Genomic DNA, 16579 nt, shown 5'->3' on the forward strand with positions numbered 1-16579 from the left:
GAGGACCACCGATGAAAGCTGCCGTTCTCGAACAAGCGGGCCAGCCGCTGACCCTGGCCGATCTGGTGGTTGACCGGCCCGGCCCGCATGAGGTGCTGATCCGCACGGTGGCTTGCGGCCTGTGCCATTCCGACCTGCACTTCATCGACGGCGCCTATCCCCACGCGCTGCCCGCCGTGCCGGGGCACGAGGCCGCCGGCATTGTCGAGGCCGTGGGCGAGGAAGTGCGGCGGGTGAAGAAGGGTGATCGCGTGGTCACCTGCCTTTCGGCCTTTTGCGGCACCTGCGAATTCTGCCTGTCGGGCCGCATGGCGCTGTGCCTGGGCAGCGGCACCCGCCGCCCGCGCGGCGCGGCGCCGCGCCTCGCCCGGCCAGACGGCACACCGGTGCAGCAGATGCTCAACCTGTCGGCGCTGGCCGAAATGATGCTGGTGCACGAAAACGCCTGCGTCGCCATCCGGCCCGACATGCCGCTCGATCGCGCCGCGCTGTTGGGCTGCGCGGTCACCACCGGGGCTGGTGCGGTGTTCAATGCCTGCAAGCCAACGCCGGGTGACAGCGTGGCGGTGATCGGCTGCGGCGGCGTGGGTCTGGCGGCGGTGAACGCCGCGCGCATTGCCGGGGCCGGCCGCATCATCGCCGCCGATCCTTCACCCGAAAAGCGCGCGCTGGCGCAGGAAATGGGCGCGACCGACACGATCGACCCCAGTGCCGACGATGCCGCCGGCACGATCATGGAACTGACGCGCGGCGGCGTGGAGCATGCGATCGAGGCCGTGGGCCGCCCGGCTTCGGCCGATCTGGCGGTGCAGGTCTTGCGCCGGGGTGGCACGGCCACGATCCTGGGCATGATGCCGCTTGATCACAAGGTCGGCCTTTCGGCGATGGACCTGCTGTCGGGCAAGACGCTGCAAGGCGGGCTGATGGGCATGAACCGCTTTCCGATCGACCTGCCGCGCCTGGTCGATTTCTACCTCGGTGGGCAGCTCAAGCTCGACACCATGCTGACCGCGCGGATCACGCTTGATCAGGTCAACGATGGCTTTGCCGCGCTGCGCCGTGGCGATGGCGCCCGCGCTGTGGTGCTGTTCGACGGCGCGTAGTTCCGCTTAAGGCCGCTTTCACGCCGGCTTGGCGGGCGCGGCGCTAATCCCGGTGGCATCGCCATGCCACGAGGGAAACCGCCGATGCCCGCCCTTTGCCACCGCGCCCGCCTGCCGGGCGCTGCGCTGCTTGCCGCCACGGCCCTGGCAGCCGCCCCGCCGGCCTTGGCGGGAGAGGCACCGCCGGCCGATGGCCTGGCCATCTCTGGCCAGATTCGCCTGCGTTATGAAGTGATCGATGGCCAGGCGCGGCCCAACGCCAACCGCACCGACCAGCTGATCAACACCCGCGCCACGATCAAGGCAGCGTGGACCAAGGGCCCGTGGCAGGTGGTGGGCGAATTGTGGGACGCGCGCGTGTTCAACGACAATCCCGGCACGCCGATCACCACCGGAGAGGTAAATGCCATTGAACTGGTGCAAGGCTATGTCGGGCTGGACCTGCCCGGCCACCTCGGCAAGGGCAGCAAGCTCAACGTCAGGCTGGGGCGCGAAACGCTCAACATCGGATCGCGCCGCCTGATCGCGGCCGACGATTATCGCAACACCATCAACAGCTATACCGGCCTTCATGCCGAGGCCCAATGGCCCAGCGGATGGCGTGCGTCACTCGTCTTCACCCTGCCCGACCAGCGCCTGCCGCTGGACCGGCGCGGCATGCATGTCCACCGCTTTGCCTGGGACCATGAAGGCTTTGACCTGATGCTGTGGGGCGGCTTTGTCGGCAAGGTGATCTCGGCCAAGGGCGCGCCGGTCACGTTGGTAGAGGCCGGACTGCTGCACCTTGGCGAACGCGACCGGCCCGATACCCCGACGCGCGACCGCTCGCTCAACACCTCCAGCCTGCGCCTGGCGGCAGAGCCCGCGCCGGCGCACCTGGATTACGAACTGGAAGGCAATTACCAGTGGGGCGAGGAAGCCACGGTCATGGCGCCCAATGCGCCGCTGCTGCCCGTCAGCGCCGGCAACCTGCACGTACGCGTGGGCTATACCTTTGCCGACAAGGCCAAAACGCATCTGACGGCAGAGCTGGACTATGCCACCGGCGATACGCCCGGCGGCACGATCACCCGCTATGATCCGCTCTATGCCACGCGACGCAACGATTTCGCCCCGGCCGGGCTCTATAACGTGCCCTACCGCGCCAATATCATCGCCCCCGGACTGCGGCTGGAAGGCGCGCCGTCCAAGCGGTTTGACTATCTGCTGACGTGGCACCCGATGTGGCTGGCCAATGCGCACGATATGTTTGGCAGTTCGGGCGTGCGCGATGCGGCGGGCACCAGCGGCACCTTTGCCGGGCACCAGTTCGATTCCCGGCTGCGCTATTGGGCGGTGCCCCGCCGGCTGCGCCTGGAATTCGATGGGGTCTATCTGGCCAAAGGTGGCTTCATGCAGACCGCGCCCAATGCGCAGCCGGGGCAATCCACCACCTATGGTTCGTTCAACGTGACCGCGTTCTATTGAACGGGATCAGTGCTTGCCGCTGTTGCGGGCGATGAAGGCCGCCGTGGCATCGTGGAAGCCCTTGAGCGAGGCTTCGTTGGCATAGACCATGTGGCCCGACGGGTAATAGGCAAAGCTGATGTTGCCCTGCAGCGATTGCGGCATGGGCAGGTGGCGTGTTTCGAACAGCCCTTCGAAATAGGGCGTGGCGAGATCGTAATAGCCGCCGGCCAGCAGCACCTTGAGCTGCGGGTTCTGCTTCATCGCGTTGGCCAGGTCTGGCATCACGTTGAGCGGGCCGCTTTCCGACCGGCTGCCATCGGGCAGGCGGTGGGTCATGTCCCATTCGGTCAGCCCGGCAAACGGCTTGTAGGTCGCCTGCGTGGCATAGTGCAGGCTGTCCCGCGCATAGGCGTTGAACGCCGAGATATAGGCCGAGCTGATCGCCGCGCTCTGCGGGTCATAGCCGGCTTCCTTGGCCGTGGGATCGAGCGTCGGGCCCGAAAAGCGCGAATCGAGGCGGCCGGTCGTCAGGCCCTGCTCTTCCTGCAAGTGCTGCATCACCTGGCCCACGTTGAGCCGCAGGTTGGAGCGCAGCCAGTATTCGGCCGGAATGCCGGTATAGCCAGCCAGGCGCTTGGCCATGTCCTGGCGCTGGGCATCGGGCAGTGTGCTGCCCTGCATCAGGGCCATGGCATAGTCGGTGGTGGCAAAGTGCTCCACCTCGCGCAGGAAGGTTTCCAGGTCGGCCGGGCGCGTGCCGGGCAGGCGGTTATGATACCACGCCGTCGCCGCCACGGTGGGCAGGCTCACCACATAGGCGCTGTCCACGCCCGGGTTGTGTTCCGGGCCATCAGCCGAAAGATCGAAGTTGAGGATCGCCGAAAGCAGGACAACCCCGTTGAAATCGACCGAATCGTCTGATTGCAGCGCGTTGACCAGGGCCGAGGCGCGTGGCGTGCCATAGCTTTCGCCCAGCAGGAACTTGGGCGAATTCCAGCGGCCATGGTCAGACAGGAACGCCTTGATGAATTCGCGGAAGGCATGGACATCCTGGTCCACGCCCCAGAACGCCTTTTCCTTGTTCTTGCCGGCAATGCGCGACCAGCCAGCGCCCGGTGCATCGATGAACACCAGGTCCGATGCGTCGAGCAGGCTATAGGCGTTGTCCACCAGGTTATAAGGCGCGGGCGGAGTGTGGCTGTCGTTGGCAGTGATCACCCGGCGCGGGCCGAATGCGCCCATGTGCAGCCAGACCGTGGCCGAACCGGGGCCGCCATTGAACAGGAACGTGATCGGCCGATCGGCCGAGGGCGCGCCCTTCTTGAAATAGGCGGTGTAGAACATCGAGGCTTCGGCCGGCGCGTCCTTGGCATCGTCCTTGGTCTTGCCGGCTGCGGCGGTCTCGCGCCAATCGGTATCGTCCCAATCGGCCTGGTGCACCACCACGGTGCCCGCTTCGGCGGTGTAGTCGATCTTCTGACCGCCCACGGTCACCATGCCGGACGAGAGCACCTTGCGCGGCTTGAAGAAGCGCGTGGTGGTGGCGTTATCGGGATCGGGCACGCCATCGGGATCGTTGCGCGCCGCATCAGACCTGGCGTCCTTGTCAGCCTTGTCCGCCTTGGCGGCGTCATCAGGCTTGGCCAGGGCCAGCGCGGGGTTAAGAGCAAGCAGGGATACGGCAGCGGCAAGCGACAGGGCGGAGCGCAAGGGTGAATTCCTTTACAGGCGAAACCGGTTTGGCGGCCGCATCGAACGCGCGCGGGCGCGATGGTGTCAAGCAAAGGTTCCCAACCGTTCGACGAACGACCAACCCGCGCCGATCAGCGTTATACTATATCCGCCAGGCCGCCTTGGGCGCAGACTGCGGTGGGTTTCAGCCCCTGCCGATCTGCGCGTTGGTCAGGTTGGCAGTAAAGGCCGGCGAAATGCGCCGCTCCATCGCGCGGCAGGCGTCCGCATGGGCGATCAAGGCCTTGCTCGCCCGCTCCAGCACGCGCGGATGCAATGGCTCCGCGCCCGAAAGCAGCGCGGCCATGCCCAGTTCGCTTTCCCCGATCGCCTGGCCAGCGGCCTTGATCCCGCCGAGCAGGTCCACCGCCCTGGCAAACAGCGCGCGTTGGGCAAGCGGGTCCATGGGCTTTTGGGCGTTGGGCTGGCTCATGCCCGCCACTGTGCGCGATGGCGTGCGCGGGGGGAAGTGGCGACGTGCGGTTGTGCCCGGAAATGTGTGCTCATCAGCAAGCGGGACCCCGGATCAAGTCCGGGGTGACGAACGCGATAGCATCAATTTACAACGTCACCCCGGGCTTGACCCGGGGTCCCGCTTTTCCTTGGGAAACAGTCACACCAGAAACCGAAACAGATCGTCCCACCCTGGATTGGCCGTTTCAACCAGCGCAAACTTCCAGTCCCGGCGCCAGCGCTTCAACCGCTTTTCATGGGCGATGCAGGCGTCGATCGGCTCTCCGCGCTCGGCCCAAACCAGCCGATGCAAACCGTAGCGCGCGCAGAAGTCTGATCCGGCGCCCTTGCGATGCTGATCGATCCGTTTTGCGAGGTCCGCTGTCACGCCAATGTAGAGCGTGCCGCGATAGCGATCGGCCATCATATAGACCCAGCCGCCATAGGTTTCGCGATCCATGGGCGGATCGTCGCGCAGACACATGCGGAGCGTCAACGCACGTTGCGGCCGATTTCGAAGGAAAGCCGGACCCCGGATCAAGTCCGGGGTGACGTTAAACTGACGTTACATGGTTCGTCACCCCGGACTTGATCCGGGGTCCCGCTTGTTCGGGATTTAGCGCGCGGCTTTGCACCACCCCCAACCCCCTCCTCTGAAGAGGAGGGGGCTTTTTGCTAGTCTCAGGCCGCTTCGGCTTTCTTGTCGGCGTGTTCCAAGTTGAGCATTTCGGCCAGGAGGAACGCCAGTTCGATCGACTGCGCGGCGTTGAGGCGCGGGTCGCAGTGGGTGTGGTAGCGGTCCGCCAGGCTTTCCTGGGTGATCGCCACGGCGCCGCCGGTGCATTCGGTCACGTCGCGGCCGGTCATCTCGATATGGATGCCGCCCGCATGCGTGCCTTCCGCGCGGTGCACGGCGAAGAAGCCCTTCACTTCGGCCAGGATACGGTCGAACGGCCGCGTCTTGTAGCCGTTGTCGGCCTTGATCACGTTGCCGTGCATCGGGTCGCAGCTCCACACCACCGGGTGCCCTTCGCGCTTCACCGCGCGCACCAGCGCGGGCAGGCCGGCTTCCACCTTGTCGTGGCCATAGCGGCTGATCAGGGTGATACGGCCGGCTTCGCGCGCGGGGTTGAGCGTGTCGAGCATGCGCAGCAGCGCGTCGGGCGTCAGGCTGGGGCCGCACTTCATGCCGATCGGATTGCCCACGCCGCGCAGGAATTCGACATGGGCCGAACCTTCGAAGCGGGTGCGATCGCCGATCCACAGCATGTGCGCGCTGGTATCGTACCAGTCACCGGTCAGCGAATCCTGCCGCGTCATCGCCTCTTCATACTGCAGCAGCAGCGCTTCGTGGCTGGTATAGAAGCTGGTGCCCTGCAGCTGCGGGACGTTCGACGGGTTGACGCCGCACGCTTCCATGAAGTCCAGCGCTTCGCCGATCTTGTCGGCCATTTCGCCAAACTTGGTGGCCCAGGGGCTCTTGGCGATATGGTCGAGCGTCCAGCCGTGCACCTGGCGCAGGTTGGCATAGCCGCCGCCGGCAAAGGCGCGCAGCAGGTTGAGCGTTGCGGCCGCCTGGCTATAGGCGCGCAGCATGCGGTCGGGATCGGGGATACGCTGTTCGGGCGTGAAATCGATGCCGTTGATGTTGTCACCCAGATAGCTGGGCAGTTCCACATCACCCTGGCGTTCCACCGGCGACGAGCGCGGCTTGGCGAACTGGCCGGCCATGCGGCCAACCTTCACCACCGGCTGCTTGCTGGCAAAGGTGAGGACCACGGCCATCTGCAACAGCACCCGGAACGTGTCGCGGATGTTGTTGGGATGAAATTCGGCAAAGCTTTCGGCGCAGTCCCCGCCCTGGAGCAGAAAACCCTTGCCCGCCGCCACCTGGGCCAGATCGGCCTTGAGCGCGCGTGCCTCGCCGGCAAAGACCAGCGGCGGAAAGCTGCCAAGGGTGCCTTCCACCGCGTTCAGCTTGTCCGCGTCGGGATAGACCGGCAGATGCCGCGCCTCTTGATCCCGCCAGCTCTTTGCATTCCAGTTCTGTGCCACTGTCCTCATTCCTTTCAAGACCGGCGGACATAGGCGCACGCGCGCAGGATTGCAAAGAAAGCCTTTCGCATAGTGTGATCGACATTTTGTTGCGTGGGGGGAAGAAAAACACCCCCTCCGGCGGCCTGCGGCCGCCACCTCCCCCCGCTTTGCGGAGGGAGGATCCTGCACGTTATTTCTTAGCTTCGGGGACCACTTCGACGCGCCACGAGCGATCGTGCTGGAGATAGCGGGCGGCGAGCGCCTGCATCGCCTGGGGCGTGGTCTTGCTGTAATCGACCAGGATCGAGCGGATATCGTCGAACTTGCCCGGCTCCTGCGCTCCGCCTTCCAGCAGCGACATATAGAAGGCGTTGCCGGTGCTGGCGCGGGTGATCAGCTGCTTGAGCGGCTCGGTCACGCGCTCGATTTCATCGGGCGTGGGCGGCGCGGCCACCAGATCGGCGGCGATCTTGTCCGTCGCGGTAAAGAACGCGGGGAGATCCTGCGGCCGCAGTTGCACTGTCGCGCCGAGATAACCGCCCGAGGGCAGATCCATCGGCCAGACCGATTCAACCTGCGGGGCATAGGACGCGCCGATCTTTTCGCGCATCTCGTCGAACAGGCGGTTGTTGACGATCTGCGCCAGGATTTCGAGCTGGCGCGATTCGTGCACGCCGGTGCGCCCGCCGCCGGTGGGCCAGGCCACCATGGCTGCTGCCGTATTCGGATCGCCCGTGTGGGTCAGCACCACCGGGGTTTCATTGTGCGCGGGCAAATGCGGATCGAGCGGCGGCGGGTTGGCCGCAGTGCGGGCCGGCAGCGCACCGAACGTGGCGTTGAGCGCATCGAGCGCCTGCTGCCGCGTGAAATCGCCGAACATGTCCACCTCGATCGGGCCCTGCGCCAGCAGGGGTTCCCACACGCGGCGGAAATCGGCAGGCGTCACAGTGTCGAGCGCGGCCGGATCGGGCACCTTGTAGCGCGGGTCCTTGTCCTTGAGCAGCCAGCCCATGTCCCGCTGCAACACTGCCTGGGGCGAAGAGCCACTGGCGGCATATTGCAGCTTGGCCGCTGCCACCGCGCGCAGGATCGGGTTGGTATCCCAGCGCGGCGCGGCCAGCTTGGCGGCGAAGAGGTAGAGCTGGTCCTTGAGATCGGACGGGCGGGTATCGGCCGAAAACTCGAACACGGTATCGTCGAGCTTGAAGTTGAGGTTGAACTTGCGGCCCGTGGCCAGCTCGTCCAGCGCGTTGCGGTCCACCTTGCCAAAGCCGGTTTCCATCAGCGCCATGTCACCAAGTGAAGCATAGACCGCATCCTTGGGCGCGATCGCGGCCAGGCCACCGCCAAAGCGGATGCGGATGATGATCCGCCCCGGTTCGGCATCATTGGCCCAGAGCAGCGCCTTGACCCCGTTCGACAGGGTCAGCCGCTCGATCCCGAGCACGCCGGTGGGCTGCGCCTGGGCGACGGTGCCCGGCGTGCCGATCGGCGGCAACTGGGCAAAGGTCAGCTTGTCGGTCGGCAGGCGGACACTGCCGGTTGGCACCGGCTTGGCAATCAGCGCGGCGCGCACATCGGCCGCCGTCGCGCCGATATCGCGCGGCGTGGTCAGCATGCCGCGCACGACCGTGCCCTTGAACAGCGCGCGGGTATGCGCCAGCACGGCCTGCGGGGTGAACAGCGGCACTGACTTCTTGAAGATGGTATAGACCGTCTCGGGGTTGGCCACCGTCTCGCGGATATCGACCGCCTGGGTGATATCGTCGGCCAGGTCCGATCCGGCCTGGGTACGCTGGGTTTCCACCGGCACCTTGAACGACAGGTCGAACTCGGCCACCTCGCGATCGATATCGGCCTGCGAGGGCGGCGAGGCCAGCGCATCGTCGATCACCGAACGCACATCGGCCACGGCGGCCTTCCAGTCATCACCCAGCGGCGTGACCGAAACCAGCGTGGTATCGGCCGAACGGGCATAGTTCTGCTGATCGATCGAGGCCGACAGGAAACTGCCACCGGCGCGCGCGCGGACGGCCAGGCGGCGGTTGATCAGCGCCATGGCCAAGCGGTCGATCATCAGCCCCTGGTTATAGGCGATGGTATCGGCATGGCGCTTCCACGGCCGCACCACGGCATAGTTGAACTGCATCGGCACGCTGGGTTCGACCAGCACGCGGGCACCATCGACGGGATTGGCGGGATTGGCCCCCTTGGGCGCCACCGGCTTGCCGAAATCGACCGGTGCGGGCTTGGGGCCATTGCCGGTCCACGGGCCGAACCACTTGGTGATCTGCGCCAGCATCGCCTGGGGATCGGCATCACCGGCCACCACGATAATCGTGTTGTCGGGGCGATACCACTTGTCGTGGAAGGCCTTGATGCTCTCGGGCGTGGCCGCCTGCAGCGTTTCGACCTTGCCGATCGGCGAGCGCGTGGCGGCCGGCTGGCCGGCAAAGAACAACTCGCGCGTGGCGTCCATCACGCGGGTCTGCGGACCGGAACGCTCGCGCATTTCCGCCAGCACGATCGGCACCTCGGTTTTCACCCCCTGCGGCGTGAAGATCGGTGCGGCGATCATGCCCGACAGCAGCTTGAAGGTTTCATCCAGCTTGGCCGGCGTGGCATCGGGCAGGTCGAGCTTGTAAACGGTTTGGGTGCCGCTGGTTTCGGCATTGGTATCGCTGCCGAACGTGGCGCCCAGGCGCTGCCAGGTGGGGATCGCCTCACCCGACTTGAGATACTTGGAATCGCGGAACGTGAGGTGTTCGATCAGGTGGGCAAAGCCCTGCTGGGCATCGGTTTCATAAAACGATCCGGCATCGACCAGCACGCGCACCGAAACCTGATCGGGCGGCACGCCATTGTGGCGCACGGCATAGCGCAAGCCATTGGGCAGGCGGCCAAAGATCCATTCCTTGTCCTGCGGCACGTCGCTGCCGACGTAGAGCCAGTTCTGCGCCGTGTTGTCCACGGCCGTCGCCGCCGGGGCGGCTCTGGCCTGCGCCGCTGCCGGAATGCCGGCGGGCGCCGTGGTGGCGAGCAGGGAAAGAACGAGAAAAGCGAAGCGCCGCGAGCGCCAGGTGTTCGATCGCATTTCCCATCTATAGGGAGGGGGTTTGTGAAGGGCCAGTGAATAGACCGGCCCTTCACCACGTTCATATCGCTTAATTACGCCATTACGGCTTGGGCGTGGTGGCGGGGGCCGGCGTGGCAGGCTGCCCATCGGCGCCCGGCTGGCCTGCAGCGGCGGCAGCCGCGCGCATCTTTTCGACGTCGGCGGCGGTCTTGTAATCGACCAGCTCCACCTGGAATACGAGATCGGCATTGGCCGGGATGGTCTCGCCCGCGCCTTGCGCGCCATAGCCCAGCGTGGCCGGCACGCAGAACCGCCAGGTGCTGCCCTTGGCCATCAGCTGCAGGCCTTCGGAAAAGCCGGGGATCACCCCTTCGACCGGAAAGGCAGCGGCGGTGTTCTGGTCGAACACGCGGCCATCGGCGGCAAGATAGCCGATATAGTTGACCAGCACATAATCGCCCTTGGCCGGATGGGCGGCATCGGCCGACGGCTTGAGCGTCAGCGTGCCCAGGCCCGAAGCGGTCTTGGCGCTGCACTGGCGCTGGCCAGCGGGCACCACCGGCATCAGCGGCACCGGCAGGATGGCGGTGGACAGCGCGGCTGCAGCCGGGCGAGCAGCCGGTGCCGCCGCCCGCTTGACCGGGGCAGCGGCAACCGGTGCAGCGAGGGCCGAGGCGGCGAGCACGGCAGACGAAACAAGCGTGGCGAAGCGCGCAGCGCGCGAAGGAGCAGTCATCATGGCCCGGTTCATAGCAGCCAGGCAGGCCCATTCCAGCGAAATACATGGCCCACGCTGGCCAGCCAGCCCTTCTCGCCCCTTGACCCCTGCCCCCCCAGTCCTAAATGCAACAATCATGTTCATCGAAACCGAAACCACGCCGAATCCGGCCACGCTCAAGTTCCTGCCGGGCGAACGAGTCATGACCAGCGGCACGCGGTCGTTCACCTCGCCCGAAGAGGCAGAGGTCTCGCCGCTGGCGCAGGCGCTGTTTTCGCTGGGCGATGTAACCGAAGTTCTGTTCGGCCAGGAATTCGTCGCAGTGACGATTGCGCCGGGCGCGCAATGGGCCGATGCCAAGCCGCAGGTGCTGGCAATCCTGCTCGATCATTTCGTGTCGCAGGCGCCGCTGTTTGCCGCCGGCAGCGCGGCAGGGATCATGGTGCCCGACGAGGACGAGGATTTCGGCGATGATCCGGCCGACGCCGATATCGTCGACCAGATCAAGGACCTGATCGAAACCCGCGTGCGCCCAGCCGTGGCCAACGATGGCGGCGACATTATCTACAGGGGCTTTCGCGAAGGCGTGGTCTATCTCAAGATGCAGGGCGCCTGCTCGGGCTGTCCTTCGTCGACCGCCACGCTCAAGCACGGCATCGAAAGCCTGCTCAAGCACTATGTGCCCGAAGTGACCGAAGTGCGCGCGGCCTGATCGGAACGGGACTCGTCGTGCCCCAGGCTGCCCCTTTTTCCCGCCGCCGCCTGGTGATCGATAGCGCCACGGAAAGCTGTTCGGTCGCCCTCTACGAAGACGACGCGCTGATCGCGGGCGAATGCCTGATGCTCGGCCGTGGCCATGCCGAACGGCTGGTGCCGATGATTGCCGCGCTGCCCGACAAGGGGCGCGCCGCCACGATCCTGGTCGACAGCGGGCCAGGTAGCTTTACCGGCATTCGCGTGGGGCTGGCCGCGGCGCGTGCCCTGGCGCTTGCCTGGAATGCCCATGTGCTGGGCTATCAGAGCCTGGAACTGGTGGCAGCCATGGCGCGCGCGCAGCAGGGCGGGCCGGCGCCGCAACCGGTCGACGTGGTGATGACCGGCGGCCACGGGGAATGGTTCTTCCGCCCGTTCGATGCGGCCGGCCGGCCCACCGCGCCGCTTGCCTCGCTGTCACCCGACCTGGCGCTGGCGCGACTGACCGCGCCGCTGGTGGCCGGCAGCCAGGCCGCTGCCTGCGCCGCCGCGCGGCCAGATGGGCACGCCCCCGTGCAGGTCTGCCCGCTGTGGCCCGATGCCCGCAGCGCCCATCTGCTCGATTCATCAGCCCTTACCGATGGCGCCGCGCCTGCCTATGGCCGCGCGCCGGACGCCCGGTTGCCAGGCGGCGCCTTGCCGGCGTGATGGAGCAGATCGAGGATCTCGACCGCATCATGGCCGTGATGACCACGGCCTTTCCGCCCGACTATGGCGAAGCCTGGAACCGCCGCCAGGTGGGCGACGCGCTGCTGATCGGGCGCACCCGCTATGGCCTGATCGGTGCCGATGGCGGCGAGCATCCCCAAGACCTCGCCTCGACTGCCGGATTCTTCTTGTCGCGCAGTATATTCGACGAAGAAGAACTGCTGCTCTTCGCTGTTGCACCGCAATATCGGCGGCAGGGTCTGGGCGACTCGCTGCTGGCACGATTCATCGCCCAGGCGCGCAGTTTGGGCATGGCGCGGTTGTTTCTGGAGATGCGCGAAGGCAATCCTGCCGGGAACCTCTACCGCAAACACGGATTCCAACCCATTGGAATTAGGCCCGGTTACTATCGCAGCACCACTGGCGAAAGGATTGCGGCAATTAGCCAGGAACTTAAACTGTGATTTGAAATTTCGGCAAATCAGCTGTTTATGAAATTTCGGTCATTTTATCGAATACCGCATCTTCCCGCGGTTGTTTATCGAATATAAAAGCGTATAGACAACCGACGCTCCCGACAAAGCGGGATGTCGTCTAAAAACGTGTCGCACAGCAACATAGAACGAAAGCCGGATCGCAATGAGTGATATCGAAAACGATATGCGTGAAACCCTGATCACGCTGACGTCGGACATCGTGGCCGCCCACGTGAGCAACAACAGCGTTGCGGTGGGTGACCTTCCGGTGCTCATTTCCAATGTCTATTCGGCGCTCGCCGGGCTCAAGCCGTCTGAACCGGTCGCTGAACCCGCGCCCGAACCGGCAGTATCGATCCGCGCTTCGGTCAAGAATGACCACATCGTTTGCCTGGAAGACGGCAAGAAGCTCAAGATGCTCAAGCGCCATCTTGCCACCCGCTACAACATGACGCCCGAACAGTATCGCGCACGCTGGAACCTGCCGGCCGACTATCCAATGGTCGCCCCGGCCTATGCCGAAAAGCGCCGTGAACTGGCCAAGAAGATTGGCCTGGGCCGCAAGCCCGCCGCTGCCCCCGCCAAGCGCGGTCGCGGCAAGGCTGCCGCATCGGCCTGATCAGGCGCGCTGGCGCATAGGGAGCAATCCCGGCGCGCCGCACCTGCATATTCGGCCCGGCAGGCGCTATGCTTGCCGGGCCTTTGCATGCCCGATCGGCGTGATGCCGTGGGCCTTGGCCCGGTCATCCACAGCGCCGTAGCCTCCCTGTGGTTTCGCCGCGTCTGGCCGGTTAACAAGCCACGCCAATTCGCCTATATTGGGCACTGACCTTTCCAGAATGACGAGAACAGCGTGCACCGAGTGATCGATCTCGAAGCCCTTTGCGCCGAACGCGGCCTGCGTATTACCGACCAGCGCCGCGTGATTGCGCAAGTGCTGTCGGAAAGTACCGACCACCCGGACGTGGAAAAGCTGCACGAACGCGCCGCGGCGCGCGATCCGCGCATCTCGATTGCCACGGTCTATCGCACCGTGCGCCTGTTCGAAGAGGCCGGCATTCTCGATCGCCACGATTTCGGCGATGGCCGCGCCCGCTATGAAGCCACGCCCGAGGCGCACCACGACCATCTGATCGACGTGGAAACGGGCCGGGTGATCGAATTCGTCGATCCCGAACTCGAACAGTTGCAGCGCCAGATTGCGGAAAAGCTGGGCTATCGCCTGGTCGATCACCGCATGGAACTCTACGGCGTCAAGCTCGGCCGGGAAAGCTGAGCACCACCATGGTCCGCCAGCGCAGCGTCGGCCCCGAGCGCGATGCCCCGATCAGCCTGCTGGGCAAGTTTCGCGTGTTCTGGCGCGCGGTGGGCATTCTGCTCGCCCTGCTGATCTGCGTGCCGCTGCACTATGTGTGGCGCACGGTGCACTATGGCTCGCCGCTGCCGCGCGTGTTCCTTTACCTGGCGGCGCGCCTGTGTGGCGCGCGCGTGCGGGTTCACGGCACGCCGCTGCGTCGCGACGTGTTCTACATCAGCAACCACTTGTCGTGGGTGGATATTCTGGCCCTTGGCGGCGCCAGCGGCACGGCCTTTGTGTCCAAGTCTGAAATCGGCCAGGCGCCGGTGGTGGGCTGGCTGTCCCGGCTCAACCGCACGGTCTTCGTCAGCCGCGAAGATCGGCTGGGCGTGGCCGACCAGATCAACCGCCTGCGCGAGGCATTGGCCGACAACTGGGCCATCACCGTCTTTCCCGAAGGCACCACCACCGACGGTCAGTCGTTGCTGCCGTTCAAGACATCGATGCTGCGCGTGCTGGAGCCGCCGCCACCGGGCGTGCTGGTGCAGCCGGTCGTGCTCGATTACGGCCCCGTGGCGGAATGGATCGGCTGGATCGGCACCGAGGGCGGCATCGCCAATGCCTTGCGCATCCTGGCGCGGCGCGGTTCTTTCCGGCTCGACATCCACTTCCTCGATCCGTTCGACCCGCGCGATTGCCCTGGCCGCAAGGCCATCGCCGCGCAGGCCCGCAACCGCATCGTGCCGGCGATGGAACGCAACCTCGGCAAGCCGCTGCGCCCCTTCCACCTCGACGTGCCGCAAGTGGGCTATACCCGCAGCAAGGAAGACCGCGCCGCCTAGGGCGCTACTATCACCCGTACGTCCACGCTCACGCCGCCTTCGGGCAATGGCCCAAGCGTGACCTGCTGCACGATCAGGCGCTGCTGGCGCAGGGATTCCAGCCAGGCGAGCACCGCACCGCTCGATCCCTGGCCAACCAGCCGCACCGATGCCCCCTGCGCCTCTGCCGGGGCGAGTCTGACCCCACCCTGGCCCGCCAATGCCACCAGGCGGCCAGGATCGATCTTGGTTGGCGCGCCCGCGCTGTCGTCCAGATCGGCAAGCCGGCGCAGCAGGTGCGCGCTGCGTTGCGCGGCTGCCTGATGCTGCGCGCGGGCCGCCTGCCAGGCTTGGGCCAGTGGTACCAGCACGCCCTGCGCCAGGGCGAGAGCCATGGCCAGGCCAACCGCCAGGCTGACCATGCCGCGTTCACGCGCGGTCAGTGTGGCGAGCCACGCCTGCACCCGCGCCATCATGGTGCCCGCATCGTGATAGTGGCGACAATGCCTGCGCCATCGCGTACCGGCGCCGGTGGCTGGGCCAAGCGCCAGCCATCGCGCTGCAAGGCCAGCAGCACCGCATCGACCGGCGCGGTCTCCCGCGCCGCGAGGGTGAACCGCAAGCTACCCTGCGCCGTGTGCTGCAGGCCGGCGAGGCGCACTCCCGGCGCTGCCCGCAGCGCCTGCCACAACGCAGCAGTGGGCGGCGCCCAGCCATCGGCGCCGGCCTGCGCCCGCAGGCGCGCCGCATTGACCGCCTGTTCTGCGCTGGCCAGATCGGTGACGGCGGGAAAGCGCGCGCGCACTTGTGCCACGCTGGCCGCCGCGATCCGCGCCGCATCCACGCGCCAGCGCACGATCTGCGCCACGGGCACCGCCAGCGCCAGCACGCTGACGAGCACTGCCAGGCGCGCCAGCCGGCGCACTGGCCAGGCGGCCTGCCCCGCCGCGCCACCCTGCATGTCGAGCCAGGGCGCTGCATGTGCCTGCAGCAAGCGCGGGCCGAGGTCTCGCTCTGCCCAATCCACCACCCGGGCGCCATCGGGCACGAGCGCCTGCCACAGCGGCGCTTCGGCAACAAAGGCCGCCTGGTCGGTGCGCGCCAGCACCATTCCGCGCCCCAGGCTGGCGCGGTGGACCGTGCCCGCTGGCGGCGGCGGCAGCAGCAATCCGGCTGGCAGCAATGCATCGGCATCGCGGCCAGTCAACGCTACAACCTGCGCCTGCCAGGCGGCCAGGATCTGCTGCGCAACCAGCGTGGCCACGACCTGCCCATCGTCCCGGCCCGCAACCGCCGTGCTGCCGGGCGCCAGGGCATGATCCTGCGCTGCCAGCCGCGCCACGGCCAAGGCCTGGTCGGCGGTGGCGGTTTCCTGCGCCCCAAGGGCCAGCACGGGTGCCTGCGCGGCGGGCACCAGCGCGGTGATGCGGCCGCGCCAGCCGGCCAGGTCTTGCCCAGGCGACAGAGCGTCGATGCGCCCATCGGCCACGCACCATGCGGCAACCGGCGGCCCGCCGGTTTCGGCCAGCAACAGGATCAGGCCTTGATCGGGCATGTCAGCCGCCCTGCCCCTGCGCCATGATATCGGCATTGGCGCCACTGCCGCCCGGCTGGCCATCGGCACCCAGCGACATCAGCACAAACGGCGCGCCATCGCGGCCAGGCACACGATAGAGATAGGGCCGGCCCCAGGGGTCTTTGGGCAAGCGCTGGATATAGCCCCCCTTGCGCCAGGTTTCCGGCACGGCGAGATCGGGCGGCGCCTCACGCAGCGCAGCCAGCCCTTGCGCCTGGCTGGGATAGCTGCCCTGGTCCAGCCGGAACATTTCCAGCGCCTGCTCCAGCGTGGCGATATCGCTTTGCGCCTTCACCGCCATGGCGCGATCCTGGCTGGGCATCACGTTGATCAGCACCACCGTGGTCAGCAGGCCAAGGATGAAGATCACCACCATCAGTTCCACCAGGCTGAACCCGTTGGGCGCGGGGCGACGGGAACGGGCATGCACGACAGCCATGG

Annotated in this window: 17 protein-coding genes; 8 read left to right on the forward strand and 9 right to left on the reverse strand. The window is 66.5% G+C overall.

Annotated elements, in window-relative coordinates; translation table 11 throughout:
• Window positions 1-11 precede the first annotated feature (11 nt).
• Together ABIC78_RS04870 and ABIC78_RS04875 are read left to right on the forward strand one after the other, a co-directional pair.
• Window positions 12-1103, forward strand: a complete 1092-nt coding sequence (locus ABIC78_RS04870; RefSeq protein ID WP_054130676.1) for a Zn-dependent alcohol dehydrogenase — start codon at window positions 12-14, stop codon at window positions 1101-1103.
• Window positions 1104-1187: 84 nt separating this feature from the next.
• The gene (locus ABIC78_RS04875) at window positions 1188-2570 is read left to right on the forward strand and encodes an alginate export family protein (protein ID WP_211183297.1); all 1383 of its coding nucleotides are present in this window, start codon (window positions 1188-1190) and stop codon (window positions 2568-2570) included.
• Between the two features lie 6 nt (window positions 2571-2576).
• Here ABIC78_RS04875 and ABIC78_RS04880 read toward each other — a convergent pair whose 3' ends face one another.
• From ABIC78_RS04880 to ABIC78_RS04905, 6 genes are all read right to left on the reverse strand, one after another.
• Window positions 2577-4262, reverse strand: coding sequence for a S10 family peptidase (locus tag ABIC78_RS04880; RefSeq protein ID WP_054130677.1), 1686 nt, complete (start codon window positions 4260-4262; stop codon window positions 2577-2579).
• Between the two features lie 166 nt (window positions 4263-4428).
• Entirely contained in the window at window positions 4429-4716 is a 288-nt protein-coding gene (locus ABIC78_RS04885) for a hypothetical protein (protein ID WP_022677432.1), read from the reverse strand.
• A 180-nt stretch (window positions 4717-4896) separates the two neighbouring features.
• Window positions 4897-5196: a GIY-YIG nuclease family protein gene (locus ABIC78_RS04890; RefSeq protein ID WP_054130903.1), complete on the reverse strand. Its 300-nt coding sequence runs from the start codon at window positions 5194-5196 to the stop codon at window positions 4897-4899.
• A gap of 221 nt (window positions 5197-5417) precedes the next feature.
• Window positions 5418-6791, reverse strand: coding sequence for a class II 3-deoxy-7-phosphoheptulonate synthase (locus ABIC78_RS04895; protein WP_054130678.1), 1374 nt, complete (start codon window positions 6789-6791; stop codon window positions 5418-5420).
• Window positions 6792-6963: 172 nt separating this feature from the next.
• Window positions 6964-9867, reverse strand: coding sequence for a M16 family metallopeptidase (locus ABIC78_RS04900; protein ID WP_054130679.1), 2904 nt, complete (start codon window positions 9865-9867; stop codon window positions 6964-6966).
• Between the two features lie 82 nt (window positions 9868-9949).
• The gene (locus ABIC78_RS04905; RefSeq protein ID WP_171794727.1) at window positions 9950-10588 is read right to left on the reverse strand and encodes an FKBP-type peptidyl-prolyl cis-trans isomerase; all 639 of its coding nucleotides are present in this window, start codon (window positions 10586-10588) and stop codon (window positions 9950-9952) included.
• A gap of 115 nt (window positions 10589-10703) precedes the next feature.
• Here ABIC78_RS04905 and ABIC78_RS04910 point away from each other — a divergent pair, with 115 nt between their 5' ends.
• From ABIC78_RS04910 to ABIC78_RS04935, 6 genes are all read left to right on the forward strand, one after another.
• The gene (locus ABIC78_RS04910) at window positions 10704-11279 is read left to right on the forward strand and encodes a NifU family protein (protein ID WP_022677436.1); all 576 of its coding nucleotides are present in this window, start codon (window positions 10704-10706) and stop codon (window positions 11277-11279) included.
• A 17-nt stretch (window positions 11280-11296) separates the two neighbouring features.
• Entirely contained in the window at window positions 11297-11968 is a 672-nt protein-coding gene (tsaB, locus tag ABIC78_RS04915; RefSeq protein WP_054130681.1) for a tRNA (adenosine(37)-N6)-threonylcarbamoyltransferase complex dimerization subunit type 1 TsaB, read from the forward strand.
• Complete coding sequence (locus ABIC78_RS04920; RefSeq protein ID WP_245652601.1) at window positions 11968-12432, forward strand: GNAT family N-acetyltransferase; 465 nt, start codon at window positions 11968-11970, stop codon at window positions 12430-12432. Before tsaB ends, ABIC78_RS04920 begins: the two co-directional genes overlap by 1 nt.
• Before the next feature lie 175 nt (window positions 12433-12607).
• Window positions 12608-13063: a Ros/MucR family transcriptional regulator gene (locus ABIC78_RS04925; RefSeq protein ID WP_022674704.1), complete on the forward strand. Its 456-nt coding sequence runs from the start codon at window positions 12608-12610 to the stop codon at window positions 13061-13063.
• A 234-nt stretch (window positions 13064-13297) separates the two neighbouring features.
• Window positions 13298-13720 carry a Fur family transcriptional regulator gene (locus ABIC78_RS04930; protein WP_171794728.1) on the forward strand — a complete coding sequence of 141 codons (423 nt, stop codon included), beginning with the start codon at window positions 13298-13300 and terminating at the stop codon, window positions 13718-13720.
• Between the two features lie 8 nt (window positions 13721-13728).
• Window positions 13729-14583: a lysophospholipid acyltransferase family protein gene (locus tag ABIC78_RS04935; protein ID WP_171794729.1), complete on the forward strand. Its 855-nt coding sequence runs from the start codon at window positions 13729-13731 to the stop codon at window positions 14581-14583.
• Here ABIC78_RS04935 and ABIC78_RS04940 read toward each other — a convergent pair.
• From ABIC78_RS04940 to gspG, 3 genes are read right to left on the reverse strand one after another with little or no spacing between them, the layout of a single operon-like run.
• Window positions 14580-15038, reverse strand: coding sequence for a type II secretion system protein M (locus tag ABIC78_RS04940; RefSeq protein WP_171794730.1), 459 nt, complete (start codon window positions 15036-15038; stop codon window positions 14580-14582). The two genes, ABIC78_RS04935 and ABIC78_RS04940, sit on opposite strands and share 4 nt — an antisense overlap.
• Window positions 15035-16117 carry a hypothetical protein gene (locus ABIC78_RS04945; RefSeq protein ID WP_171794731.1) on the reverse strand — a complete coding sequence of 361 codons (1083 nt, stop codon included), beginning with the start codon at window positions 16115-16117 and terminating at the stop codon, window positions 15035-15037. The genes ABIC78_RS04940 and ABIC78_RS04945 overlap by 4 nt, the downstream gene beginning before the upstream one ends.
• 1 nt (window position 16118) lies before the next feature.
• Window positions 16119-16577 carry a type II secretion system major pseudopilin GspG gene (gene gspG, locus ABIC78_RS04950; RefSeq protein ID WP_171794732.1) on the reverse strand — a complete coding sequence of 153 codons (459 nt, stop codon included), beginning with the start codon at window positions 16575-16577 and terminating at the stop codon, window positions 16119-16121.
• Window positions 16578-16579 lie beyond the last annotated feature (2 nt).

The organism is Novosphingobium sp. 1529 (assembly GCF_040544855.1).
In the GTDB taxonomy this organism is placed as follows: domain Bacteria; phylum Pseudomonadota; class Alphaproteobacteria; order Sphingomonadales; family Sphingomonadaceae; genus Novosphingobium; species Novosphingobium capsulatum.

Coding starts and splice junctions, on each gene's coding strand:
- ABIC78_RS04910 (WP_022677436.1), top strand. CDS start 10,704: ATGTTCATCGAAACCGAAACCACGCCGAATCCGGCCACGCTCAAGTTC.
- ABIC78_RS04870 (WP_054130676.1), top strand. CDS start 12: ATGAAAGCTGCCGTTCTCGAACAAGCGGGCCAGCCGCTGACCCTGGCC.
- ABIC78_RS04885 (WP_022677432.1), bottom strand. CDS start 4,716: ATGAGCCAGCCCAACGCCCAAAAGCCCATGGACCCGCTTGCCCAACGC.
- ABIC78_RS04890 (WP_054130903.1), bottom strand. CDS start 5,196: ATGGATCGCGAAACCTATGGCGGCTGGGTCTATATGATGGCCGATCGC.
- ABIC78_RS04945 (WP_171794731.1), bottom strand. CDS start 16,117: ATGCCCGATCAAGGCCTGATCCTGTTGCTGGCCGAAACCGGCGGGCCG.
- ABIC78_RS04905 (WP_171794727.1), bottom strand. CDS start 10,588: ATGATGACTGCTCCTTCGCGCGCTGCGCGCTTCGCCACGCTTGTTTCG.
- ABIC78_RS04875 (WP_211183297.1), top strand. CDS start 1,188: ATGCCCGCCCTTTGCCACCGCGCCCGCCTGCCGGGCGCTGCGCTGCTT.
- ABIC78_RS04920 (WP_245652601.1), top strand. CDS start 11,968: ATGGAGCAGATCGAGGATCTCGACCGCATCATGGCCGTGATGACCACG.
- ABIC78_RS04940 (WP_171794730.1), bottom strand. CDS start 15,038: ATGATGGCGCGGGTGCAGGCGTGGCTCGCCACACTGACCGCGCGTGAA.
- ABIC78_RS04900 (WP_054130679.1), bottom strand. CDS start 9,867: ATGCGATCGAACACCTGGCGCTCGCGGCGCTTCGCTTTTCTCGTTCTT.
- gspG (WP_171794732.1), bottom strand. CDS start 16,577: ATGGCTGTCGTGCATGCCCGTTCCCGTCGCCCCGCGCCCAACGGGTTC.
- ABIC78_RS04925 (WP_022674704.1), top strand. CDS start 12,608: ATGAGTGATATCGAAAACGATATGCGTGAAACCCTGATCACGCTGACG.
- ABIC78_RS04935 (WP_171794729.1), top strand. CDS start 13,729: ATGGTCCGCCAGCGCAGCGTCGGCCCCGAGCGCGATGCCCCGATCAGC.